Raw genomic sequence first — 11,366 nt, forward strand, 5'->3', positions numbered from 1 at the left:
GCTGCGCTGACTAGTCTTGAAGGGTGTCAACCCTCAGTGATCTCGTCCATGCCCAGGGATGCTTGACCGACGATGACGTCGAATGGCTCCATCGTCTGACCGGTGACGGTCAGCTTCTCGCTGATCTGGCTTCCGCTGACATCGTTATCTGGGCAGCGACGAACGATGGCTCTTTCGTTGCGGTCGCTCACACACGTCCTAGCGGAGCCGCCACCCTGTTCTACCGCGACATCGTCGGCGATCGTGTGCGCCCGCAATGGCGCACCCAGGTCCAGGGCGCTTTCGACTCGGCCGATATCGTCGATTCCTCGTCTCCGGACTGGTTCGAAGAGACGCCGACGCGCGTGCGTGCTGTCCCGATCATCCGGGTGCGCCGTCGGACCGGTGACGAGCCGGCAGTGATCGGTGTTCTCACCAGGCACACGAACCTCGGAGAGGTGCGCATGCCGTCGCGCCAGCAGATCACTTTCGATGAGTGCGCCGACGATCTGTTCCGGATGATCTCCTCCGGTGAATTCCCCGATCTCACCGCCCCGACCTCGCCACGACGCGGCGCACCGCGCGCCTCTGACGGGCTCATCCGCATCGACGTCGATGGCATGACCACTTTCGCGAGCCCGAACGCGCTTTCCGCTTTCAACCGCATGGGCTTCGACGACGAGCTCGAGGGGGAGTCGCTCGCCGAAGTGACAACCCGCATCCTCCCTGCCACCAGGCAGGTCGATGAGTCATTGCCCGTCGTCGTCACAGGCCGTGCTCCCTGGCGCACTGACATCGAGGCGCGGGGCGTGACGGTGTCGCTCCGTGCTATTCCGCTCAAGGACCACGGCACGCGCATCGGCGCGATCATCCTCTGCCGCGATGTCAGTGAGCTGCGCCATCAGGAGCAGGAGCTCATCACCAAGGATGCGACGATCCGTGAGATCCACCACAGGGTCAAGAACAACCTGCAGACGGTGGCATCCCTGCTGCGCATCCAGGCGCGCCGCACGCACTCCGATGAGGCTCGGGATGCTCTCACCCAGGCCATGCGCCGAGTCGACGCCATCGCAGTCGTGCACGATACTCTCGCCCAGGGCCTCACTCAGAAGGTCGAGTTCGATGAGGTCTTCCATCGAGTGCTCAAGCTCGTCGCTGAAGTCGCCGCTGCCCCCAACACACGTGCACGCACGCATTCGACTGGGCGCTTCGGCGTGCTGCCGAGCGAGTACGCCACCCCGCTTGCACTGGCGCTCACAGAGGTCGTCACGAACGCCGTGGAGCATGGCCTCGCGGGCAAGGAAGGCACCGTGACCATTGATGCCGTGCGGACCGATGACAACCTGCATGTCTCGGTGCGTGACTCCGGTCACGGACTGCCGGAGGGCCGGGTCGGTCAGGGGCTGGGTACGCAGATCATCCGCACCCTGATCCAGGGCGAACTCGGCGGCACGATCGACTGGCACGGCAGCGAAGGCGAAGGCACTGAAGTGTCGATCGATATCCCGACGCGCTGGCTCAATAAATAGAGCGGAGCCAGCGCCTCGGGCGACCGGTATTAGGCGGCGGTGGCTCAGGAAGCGCGGCGTGCGCGGGCAGCGCGGCGCTTGAGTGCGCGGCGCTCGTCCTCGGACAGGCCGCCCCAGACGCCCGAGTCCTGGCTGGTCTCAAGGGCGTACTGCAGGCAGACCTCGGTCACCGTGCAGGTGGCGCAGACAGTCTTCGCCTTTTCGATCTGGTCTACGGCCGGGCCGGTGTTTCCCACAGGGAAAAACAGCTCGGGGTCGACGGTCAGGCAGGCGGCTTTGTCGCGCCAATCCATAGTGGCTCCTCGGTATGGGTGATGGGTGAGCGATCGCGTTGCGACGACTCTTTTCGTGCAACGAATCGGGAATCGTCGCTCATCTGTAGTGCGAGCGGTTGCTCGCCCCACGCCGCTGTGGGAGCACATGACTGTTAACATTGTGTGACAGTGCGGATACAAAATCAAGGCTTTTCTGCCGGTATCCAGGAATTCACAGGAGGCAGTGTGACAGATCAGAGCTTGCGGTCGCCTTCGCTTGCCATAGCAGCCGCGGCGGTCCTTGCGATCGAGGGAGCCGCGCTGGTCGTGTTCGCGCTCATCGACCTCTTTGAGCTCGGCGCAGGTGAGGCCGCGTCCCTGCCGACGGCGATCGCGCTGATCGTGCTGATCCTGATCGGCGCCGCGGCGCTTCTCACGTTCGCAGTGGGTGCCCGACGAGGGCTGATGTGGGCGCGTTCAGGAGGAGTGGTGCTTCAGGTGATCGCGATCGCGCTGGCCTTGGCATCGCTCACAGTGCAACCCGTCGTATGGCCGTTCGTGCTCGGTGTCGGAATCCCCGGGCTCCTCGGCTTCATTCTGCTGATCGCGTCCACTCGCAAAGAAGCGCGCGTGGTGGGAGAACCAGACGCGGAGAGCGAAACCTGATCAGCTGTCGAGACCGAGGGCCTTGCGCAGCCGAGCCACGTGACCGGTGGCCTTGACGTTGTACTGAGCGAGGGTGATCACGCCCTGCTCGTCGAGGACGAAGGTCGAGCGGATGACGCCTTCGATCACCTTGCCATAGTTCATCTTCTCGCCCCAGACACCGTATGCGGTGTGAACGGCGTGATCAGGGTCGCTCAGCAACGTGAAGGTGAGGCCATCGCGCTCACGGAACTTCGCGAGCTTCGCCGGCTCATCACGGGACACCCCGACGACACGGTAGCCGGCACCTTGCAGCGACGAGATGCTGTCGCGGAAGTCGCAGGCCTGCGTGGTGCACCCGGGAGTCATCGCAGCGGGGTAGAAGTACAGAATGGTCTTCTCCCCGCGCAGGTCGGACAGGCTGACAGAATTGCCGTCCTGGTCGAGGAGCGTGAAAGCAGGGGCAGGGGTTCCGGGGGCAAGGCGCAGATCAGTCACGCCCCCAGCCTACTTGGCGTCTCGTCCGTCGTGCTTGTCCGCGAAGGTCTGCAGCAGGCGCTGCAGCGAATCGAGTCGGGAGAGTTCCGCAGGGTTCAGCTCGCCGTTCTCAGCTGCCTCGATCAGCGCACAATCTGGAGCGTCCGCCAGATGGGTGCATCCGCGCGGGCAGCTCTCGGCGATCTCGGCCAGCTCGGTGAATGACGCGAGAATATTGGACGTGTTGACATGACCGAGACCGAACGACCGAACGCCAGGCGTATCGATCACCCAGCCGGTGCCCTCTTCGCTCTCGTACCGCAGCGACACGGTGGACGACGATGTGTGGCGACCGCGACCGGTCACCTGGTTCACGTGTCCCGTCGCGCGTCCGGCTGTCGGGACGAGCGCGTTCACGAGCGTCGATTTTCCGACGCCCGAGTGCCCGACGAAGACGGTCGAGTGGCCGACGAGCGAAGCGCCGATCTCATCGACGGGCATCGTGGCCTGCGCGCTCGTGAACACCTGCAGGTCGAGACCCGCGAAGTGGGTGAGGAACTGTGTCGGGTCTGCCAGGTCGGTCTTCGTGACGACCAGAAGAGGGCGGATGCCAGCATCCAGAGCCGCGACGAGATAACGATCGACGAGACGCGGACGGGGTTCCGGGTCTGCCGCGGCGACCACGATGAGCATCTGGTCGGCATTGGCAACGATCACGCGTTCGACCTGATCGGTGTCGTCTGCGCTTCGGCGCAGCAACGAAGAGCGATCCACGATCCCCACGATTCGTGCCAGCGTTCCTGCCGCGCCGGACTTGTCGCCGACGACGCGGGCCTTGTCGCCGGTGACGATCGGGTTGCGGCGCAGCTCTCTGGCGCGAGTGGCGGTGATGACGCGCTCGTCGGGGGTGTCTTCGTCGACCATCACGCTGTAGCGGCCTCGGTCCACGCCGAGGACACGGCCGATCTCCGCGTCTTCATGCGCCGGGCGGCGCTTGGTGCGGGGCCGGTTCGCTTTGGGGTTCGGACGCGTGCGGATGCTGCTCTCGTCGAAGTCCTCGAATCCATCGTCGAGGTCATCATCGGGAGAGAGCCAGCTCACGCGCTGGTGCCTTCTTCCAGCATCCGCTCCCACAGTTGTGTGAATTCGGGAAGCGTCTTCGCGGTGGTCCCGATGTCGTCGATCACGACTCCGGGCACGCGCAGGCCGACGAGCGCACCGGTGGTGGCGAGTCGGTGATCGTGGTACGCACCCCATTCGCCGCCATGCAGCGGGCGTGGGACGATGCGCATGCCATCGGGCAGCTCTTCGATCTCGCCGCCGAGAGCGGCGAAGTTGCTGATGAGTGCTGCGATGCGATCTGTCTCGTGCATGCGGATGTGGCCGATGCCGCGGATCGTGGTGGGGCCGTCGGCGAATGCCGCAAGACCGACGATCGTGGGGGAGAGCTCGCTCGCCGCCGACAGGTCCAGGTCCAGTCCGCGGATGCGGTCGCCCGCGCGCACCGTCATGGTGCCGCTGTGACGGCTCACGTGTGCCCCCATGGCCTGGAGGATCTCAGGGAGCAGCGCGCCAGGCTGTGTGGAGTGCAGTGGCCACCCGGTGATCGATACTTCGCCGCCGGTCACCATCGCCGCGGCGAGGAATGGCGCAGCGTTGGAGAGATCCGGCTCGATCGCGATCTCCTTCGCGCGCGGAACACCGCTCTCCACGAGCCACTCACCCGCTGCCGGCCGCTCGATGCGGATCCCGCGACGGCTCAGCGCCTCGATCGTCATGTCGATGTGGGGGAGGCTCGGCAGATGCTCACCGGTGTGCACGAGATGCAGCCCGACGTCGAAACGAGGTGCGGCCAGCAGGAGTCCGGAGACGAACTGGCTGGATGCGGAGGCATCGATCTCGACACGACCGCCGCGGATGCGTCCGTGACCGCGGACGGTGAACGGAAGCGACCAGGTTCCTTCGTCATCGATATCGACGCCGAGGTCGCGGAGCGCCGTGATCATCGCTCCCATCGGACGATGCAGTGCGTTCGCGTGTGCGGTGACGTGCACATCCTCACGGGCAAGGCCGGCCAAGGGTGCGATGAAGCGCATGACGGTGCCGGCCTGACCGCAGTCGATCGTGCTGTCGCCGCGCAGAGGTGCGGGGGTGACCAGCAGATCAGGGCCGAACTCCCCGTGGCCCTCCACCTCTTCGATCGTGATGCCGAGTGCACGAAGCGCCTCGATCATCCGGCGCGAATCATCGGAGTGGAGAGGGGCCGTCAACCGGCCAGGCCCATCGGCGATCGCGGCGATCACCAGCTCTCGATTGGTGAGTGACTTCGACCCGGGAATGGTGACGGTCGAGTGCACAGCGCCGGTGACCGCTGGTGCGTCGTACGCGCCAGCGGTAGGGGAAGGGGAATACGTTGTGTCGCTCATCGGTTCCAACCATAGTGAATGGCCCTGTGAACGCTGCGGCCGTCGAAACGCTGAGAAGGGAGTGGTGATGACAGCTACGCTGGAACGTCGTGTCGAAGACATCGTCGGCCTAGACTGGCCCGTGATGGATGACATGACCCCCGCAGACGCCACGAGCACCGCTCAGCGCGAGTTCGAGGAACAGGCGATCCCCTTCATGGATCAGCTGTACGCCGCAGCCATGCGCATGACGCGCAACCCTGCCGACGCCGCAGACCTCGTCCAAGAGACCTTCGTCAAGGCGTTCGCGTCGTGGTCGTCATTCACCCAGGGCACGAACCTCAAGGCGTGGCTCTACCGGATCCTGACGAACACGTACATCAACATCTACCGCAAGAAGCAGCGCGAGCCCTATCAGGGCACGATCGACGAGCTCGAAGACTGGCAGATGGGCGGTGCGGAATCGACGACTGCGTCGCACAGCCGCTCCGCCGAGGCAGAGGCGATCGATCGGATGCCGGCATCGGTCGTCAAGGACGCGCTGCAGGAGGTCCCTGAGGACTTCCGGCTGGCCGTGTACCTGGCAGATGTCGAGGGCTTCGCGTACCAGGAGATCGCCGACATCATGAAGACCCCTATCGGCACCGTGATGAGCCGTCTGCATCGTGGCAGGCGGATGCTTCGCGAGTTGCTGGCAGATTATGCCGCTGAGCGAGGAATCGCCACGGCGAGTACGAGGAGCACGAAATGAGCGATTGCGGCTGCGACAAAGCGCGTCAGGATCTGGAGGAGTACCTCCGCAACGAGGTATGCAAAACCCAGCACTCTGTGCTCAAGGAGCACATCGAGAACTGCCCGGAGTGCCGGGATGAGGCGCTGGTGGCAAAGACTCTGACCGAGGTCGTCGCTCGCGCCTGCAAGGAGAGCGCCCCGGAAGAGCTGCGCGATCAGGTTCTCGCTCGACTCCGCGTGGCTGCCGCGCACTGATCTTTTCGGGCGTGCGGACTGCGGAGTCCCATAGGCTGGGACGATGACCGACGCACGCCAGATCCCCGTCGACCCCGAATCCTTCGAACGCCTGGCAGGTCAGCAGCTGACCTACCGCACGATCGACGCCTCATCTCCGGCTGATACCGAAGCGTTCGTCCGCGCGGATGCGCGCGGATTCCTGGACGCGGACCCCGCGGCCGACGTCGTCGAGGCGGATGCTGCGGCGATCGCCGATCGTCGCAATGTCGGCGTGTTCGAAGCAGGCGCCGCCGAGGGCTCCTGGCCCGTCGCGACGGTGAACTCCTGGCTCACACCACTGACGATCCCCGGCGGCGAGATCGACATGTGGGCCATCAGCTCCGTCACCGTCTCCGGTACTCACCGGCGCCGTGGCATTGCACGGGCACTGCTCGAGGGCGAACTGCGCTCTGCGGCAGCATCCGGCACCGCGATCGCGGGCCTGACCGTCTCGGAAGCGACGATCTACGGCCGTTATGGGTTCGCTCCTGCCGTTCCGATGGCCGCAATGGCCATCGATACCCGCCGTGCCGGCTGGGCGGCCGGCGCCCCCGTCGGACGCCTGGAGTACCTGGACAAGGCGGGGCTGCGCGATAACCTCGCAGCCTTCCACGAAGTGGAGCGCACTCAGCGATCCGGCCAGGTTGCCGGATGGGAACGCCGCTGGGATCGAATCGCGGGGCTCGCGCCGGGGAATCCCTCTGCTGCTGCCGTTCGCGGTGTGCGCTATCTCGACAAGCACGGCGCGGCACGGGGAGTGCTCGCTTACACACTCACGGAGATCCCCGGAGCTTTCCGGTTCGAGTTGAAGATCTCGCTGCTGACGGCAGTGACTGATGAAGCGCTCGTCGCGCTCTGGGGTTTCGCCTTGCAACATGACCTTGTCGACAAGGTGACCGCTGATCTGCGGCCCACCGACGACCCGCTGCCGTGGCTCGTGAAGGATCCGCGCGGCGTCGAGGTGCGAGTGCACGACCACGGCTGGCTGCGGATTCTCGATGTGCGCGAGGCGCTGGAAGCGCGCACGTACCGCGCACCGCTCGACCTCGTGCTGCGCGTCGAGGACCCGCTCGGGTTCACGACCGGAAGCTGGCGGCTGTCTGTCGCAGACGGCCGCGCGAAGGTCGAGGCATCGGATGCCGCGACCGCGGACGCGACCCTCGACATCGGCACGCTCTCAGCGATGTACGCCGGGGGAGTGAGCGCGAGGGAGCTGCTTGCCGCGGGGCGGCTGTCGACGACGGCAGAGATCGCCGCGTCGCTCGACGACGCCTTCCGCGCTATCCGGGCGCCCGCCCTCAGCATCTGGTACTAAGGACGGGCGGCCGGATCAGCCGAGGGTCAGAGCCTGCTTGATCAGGTCGGCCTGCTCGATCGCGTGCACCTTGGACGAACCCGTCGCAGGTGACGCCGAAGCAGTCCGGGAGATGACGCGGAAACCTCGCTCGCGGACCTTCGCGAACTCGAGGGCCAGGAACGGCCATGCGCCCTGGTTTTCGGGCTCATCCTGCACCCACACGAGCTCAGCATCGGGGTACGAGTCGGTGATCTTCTTCAGCGCATCGAGCGGCGTGGGGTAGAGCTGCTCGAGACGCACGAGGGCGATCTCCGCGTTCGGGTTCTTGTCGAGCTCGCTGCGCAGATCCCAGTGGATCTTGCCGGAGTGCAGCAGCACGCGCTTCACCGAATCACGGGTCAGCTCGCGACTGTCGTCAAGGACCGGTTCGAAACGACCCTGGGTGAAGTCTTCGACGCTGCTGGTCGCACCGCGCAGTCGCAGCATCGCCTTCGGGGTGAAGACGATCAGCGGCTTGCGGGGGCGGGCGTAGGCCTGACGGCGCAGCAGATGGAAGTACGACGCGGGGGTCGATGGACGAGCGACGATCATGTTCTCCTGCGCGCACAGCTGCAGGAAGCGCTCGATGCGCGCAGAGGAGTGGTCAGGGCCCTGACCCTCGTAGCCGTGCGGGAGCAGGAGCGTGACGCCGGACTGCTGGCCCCACTTCTGCTCAGCAGCAGAGACGTACTCGTCGACCACGGCCTGAGCGGTGTTCGCGAAGTCGCCGAACTGGGCCTCCCACAGCACGAGTGCTTCGGGAGCCTCGACGGAGTAGCCGTACTCGTATGCCATTGTGGCGTACTCGCTGAGCAGCGAGTCGTACACGAAGAAACGACCCTGGCTCTCAGAGAGGTTGGCCAGCGGCAGCCATTCCTGGCCGTTCGCACGGTCGTGCATGACGGCGTGGCGCTGCACGAAGGTGCCGCGGCGCGAGTCCTGACCGGCCAGACGCACCGTGGTGCCCTCGGCGAGCAGCGAGCCGAAGGCGAGAAGCTCACCGAAGCCCCAGTCGATGCCTCCCGACTTGGTCATCGCGACCCGCTTGTCCAGCAGCTGCTGGATCTTCGGGTGCACGGTGAAGCCTTCCGGCTTGTTGGCGAACGCTTCACCGATGAGACCCACGACCTCGCGGGAGATGCCGGTCACCTCAGGTTCGCCCACGACCTCGTCCACGGGGGAGAGGTCAGGTGCGATCGGTGTTGCCCCGGTCTCGGCCGCGTGCGTCTCGGCGAAGGCGACCTCGAGGCGACTCTGGAAGTCGTCCTTGGCCTGCTCGTACTCTTCCTCGGTGATGTCACCGCGTCCGACGAGGGCCTCGGTGTAGAGCTTGCGCACCGAGCGCTTCGCCTGGATGAGATCGGTCATCAGCGGCTGCGTCATCGAGGGGTCATCGCCCTCGTTGTGGCCGCGTCGGCGGTAGCAGACAAGGTCGAGGACGACGTCGGAATGGAACCGCTCGCGGTATTCGAAGGCGAGCCGAGCGACGTGGATGACAGACTCGGGGTCATCGCCGTTAACGTGGAAGATCGGCGCCTGGATCGTCTTTGCAACGTCGGTCGCGTAGACCGATGTGCGGGCATCCGTCGGCGTCGTGGTGAAGCCGACCTGGTTGTTGACGACCACGTGAATGGTGCCGCCGGTGCGGTAGCCGCGCAGCTGCGACATCTGCAGAGTCTCGACGACCACTCCCTGTCCGGCGAACGCCGCGTCGCCGTGCACGAGGATCGGCAGCCACGAGAACGTGCCGATGGGCTTGCGGTCCTGCTTGGCACGGACGATTCCCTCGAGCACACCATCGACCGTTTCAAGGTGGGAGGGGTTGGCTGCGAGGTACACCGGCAGTTCGGAGCGGTCATCTGCGATGAAGGTGCCCTCGGTGCCGAGGTGGTACTTCACGTCTCCCGAGCCGCGCTGGTTGCCGGGGGTCTGGGTGCCCTCGAACTCGCGGAAGACCTGTCCGTAAGTCTTGCCGGCGATGTTGGTGAGCACGTTCAGGCGGCCGCGGTGGGCCATGCCGATCGCGGCACCGTCGAGCCCTGCGGTGGCAGCGCCCTGCAGGATCTCATCGAGCAGGGGGATCAGCGACTCGCCGCCCTCGAGCGAGAAGCGCTTCTGGCCGACGAACTTCGTCTGCAGGAACGTCTCGAAGGCCTCAGCCTCGTTGAGCTTGCGGAGAACGCGCAGCTGCTCGTCGTGACCAGGCTTCTGGTACTTGACTTCGACCTTCTCCTGGAACCAACGACGCTGCTCGGGGTTCTGGATGTGCATGTACTCGATGCCGAGCGTGCGGCAGTACGAGTCGCGCAGCACGCCGAGGATGTCGCGCAGCTTCATCACGCGCTTGCCGCCGAAGCCACCGGTGACGAATTCGCGGTCGAGGTCCCAGAACGTCAGACCGTGGCTTTCGATCTCAAGATCGGGGTGCGAACGCTGCACGTACTCGAGCGGGTCGATGTCGGCCATGAGGTGGCCGCGGACACGGTACGAGTTGATGAGCTCCTGTACGCGGGACTGCTTGTCGACGCGCTCAGCGAGGTCGACGGCGATGTCAGCGTTCCAGCGGATCGGCGCGTACGGGATGCGCAGGGCGGAGAAGATCTCCTCGTAGAAGTCACGCTGTCCGATGAGCAGCTCGTGCACCTTCTTGAGGAACTCGCCCGAACCCGCACCCTGGATGACACGGTGGTCGTAGGTGCTGGTGAGCGTGATGGTCTTGCCGATGCCGAGCTCGGTGAGCGTCTTCTGGCTGGAGCCCTGGAACTCGGCCGGGTACTCGAGAGCGCCGGCGCCGATGATGCAGCCCTGGCCGTTCATCAGACGAGGCACGGAGTGCACGGTGCCGATGCCACCGGGGTTCGTCAGAGAGACGGTCGCTCCGGCGTGATCTGCGGCGGTGAGCTTGTTGCCCCGTGCACGGGTGACGAGGTCTTCGTATGCCGCGAGGTACTCGGTGAAGGTGAGGGTGTCTGCACGCTTGATGCTGGGCACCATGAGCGCGCGAGTGCCATCGGGCTTGGGGAGGTCGATCGCGATTCCGAGGTTGACATGGGCCGGCGCCACGACAGACGGCTTTCCGTCGATCTCGGCGTACGCGACGTTCTGGCTCGGGAACTCCTTGAGCGTCTTGATCAGCGCCCAGCCGATGAGGTGGGTGAAGCTGACCTTGCCGCCGCGCGAGCGCGCCATGTGGTTGTTCATGACGATGCGGTTGTCGATCATCAGCTTCGCCGGGATCGTGCGCACGCTCGTTGCCGTGGGGATAGTCAGCGACTTGTCCATGTTCACCGCGAGCGTCTTGGTCAGACCTCGAAGCGGCGTGACCTGGTCGGCGTTCTCTTCGTTCGGATCTTCCTTCGGCGCAGGCTTCGGAGCCTGCGCAGGGATCGGCGCCTGCTTCGCAGGCTTGGCCGTCGTCTTCGCGACGGGCTGCGATCCGATGACCGGAATAGGAGCAGTCACTGGATGCTGGTCACCCGAAGCGTTCACCGTGGGGGAAGCGGGAACGACGACTGCGGCATCCGGTGCGTAATTCTCCAGGATCGGCCACCACTCCTTGTCCACGGAGTTGCGGTCAGCTTTGAACTGCACATACAGCTCGTCGACGAGCCAGGAATTGGCTCCGAAATCTCCGTCGTCCGAACCCCCGACGCCGGCTGTTTGGCCTGCCACGCGCTATCGCCCTCTTTCATCGCTGAAGATCTGTCAACGCGCGATATCCCCGGATTTCCCA

The 11,366-nt window shown here is 65.3% G+C and carries 10 protein-coding genes; 5 read left to right on the forward strand and 5 right to left on the reverse strand.

The window, feature by feature from the left end:
• Positions 1–23 precede the first annotated feature (23 nt).
• Complete coding sequence (locus tag ACTU6U_RS04430) at positions 24–1,508, forward strand: sensor histidine kinase (protein WP_443467965.1); 1,485 nt, start codon at positions 24–26, stop codon at positions 1,506–1,508.
• Between the two features lie 44 nt (positions 1,509–1,552).
• On the opposite strand, the gene ACTU6U_RS04435 is transcribed toward ACTU6U_RS04430, so the two are convergent.
• A complete protein-coding gene (locus ACTU6U_RS04435; RefSeq protein WP_033104713.1) occupies positions 1,553–1,801 on the reverse strand; it encodes a WhiB family transcriptional regulator in 249 nt (82 codons plus the stop codon).
• Positions 1,802–2,008: 207 nt separating this feature from the next.
• Here ACTU6U_RS04435 and ACTU6U_RS04440 point away from each other — a divergent pair, with 207 nt between their 5' ends.
• A complete protein-coding gene (locus ACTU6U_RS04440; RefSeq protein WP_443467966.1) occupies positions 2,009–2,428 on the forward strand; it encodes a hypothetical protein in 420 nt (139 codons plus the stop codon).
• On the opposite strand, the gene bcp is transcribed toward ACTU6U_RS04440, so the two are convergent.
• From bcp to aroA, 3 genes are read right to left on the reverse strand one after another with little or no spacing between them, the layout of a single operon-like run.
• Positions 2,429–2,905: a thioredoxin-dependent thiol peroxidase gene (gene bcp / locus ACTU6U_RS04445; RefSeq protein ID WP_443467967.1), complete on the reverse strand. Its 477-nt coding sequence runs from the start codon at positions 2,903–2,905 to the stop codon at positions 2,429–2,431.
• Between the two features lie 9 nt (positions 2,906–2,914).
• Complete coding sequence (gene rsgA, locus ACTU6U_RS04450; protein ID WP_443467968.1) at positions 2,915–3,985, reverse strand: ribosome small subunit-dependent GTPase A; 1,071 nt, start codon at positions 3,983–3,985, stop codon at positions 2,915–2,917.
• Complete coding sequence (aroA, locus tag ACTU6U_RS04455) at positions 3,982–5,310, reverse strand: 3-phosphoshikimate 1-carboxyvinyltransferase (protein ID WP_443467969.1); 1,329 nt, start codon at positions 5,308–5,310, stop codon at positions 3,982–3,984. The genes rsgA and aroA overlap by 4 nt, the downstream gene beginning before the upstream one ends.
• Before the next feature lie 67 nt (positions 5,311–5,377).
• Here aroA and ACTU6U_RS04460 point away from each other — a divergent pair, with 67 nt between their 5' ends.
• From ACTU6U_RS04460 to ACTU6U_RS04470, 3 genes are read left to right on the forward strand one after another with little or no spacing between them, the layout of a single operon-like run.
• A complete protein-coding gene (locus tag ACTU6U_RS04460; protein WP_443467970.1) occupies positions 5,378–6,040 on the forward strand; it encodes a sigma-70 family RNA polymerase sigma factor in 663 nt (220 codons plus the stop codon).
• A complete protein-coding gene (locus ACTU6U_RS04465) occupies positions 6,037–6,276 on the forward strand; it encodes a zf-HC2 domain-containing protein (RefSeq protein WP_417508356.1) in 240 nt (79 codons plus the stop codon). The genes ACTU6U_RS04460 and ACTU6U_RS04465 overlap by 4 nt, the downstream gene beginning before the upstream one ends.
• Positions 6,277–6,319: 43 nt before the next feature.
• On the forward strand, positions 6,320–7,612 hold the full coding sequence (locus tag ACTU6U_RS04470; protein WP_443467971.1) for a GNAT family N-acetyltransferase: 1,293 nt from the start codon (positions 6,320–6,322) through the stop codon (positions 7,610–7,612).
• A 15-nt stretch (positions 7,613–7,627) separates the two neighbouring features.
• Here ACTU6U_RS04470 and ACTU6U_RS04475 read toward each other — a convergent pair whose 3' ends face one another.
• Complete coding sequence (locus ACTU6U_RS04475; protein ID WP_443467972.1) at positions 7,628–11,305, reverse strand: multifunctional oxoglutarate decarboxylase/oxoglutarate dehydrogenase thiamine pyrophosphate-binding subunit/dihydrolipoyllysine-residue succinyltransferase subunit; 3,678 nt, start codon at positions 11,303–11,305, stop codon at positions 7,628–7,630.
• Positions 11,306–11,366: the final 61 nt, after the last annotated feature.

The organism is Microbacterium zouquanmingi, from assembly GCF_052266695.1.
GTDB lineage: Bacteria > Actinomycetota > Actinomycetes > Actinomycetales > Microbacteriaceae > Microbacterium.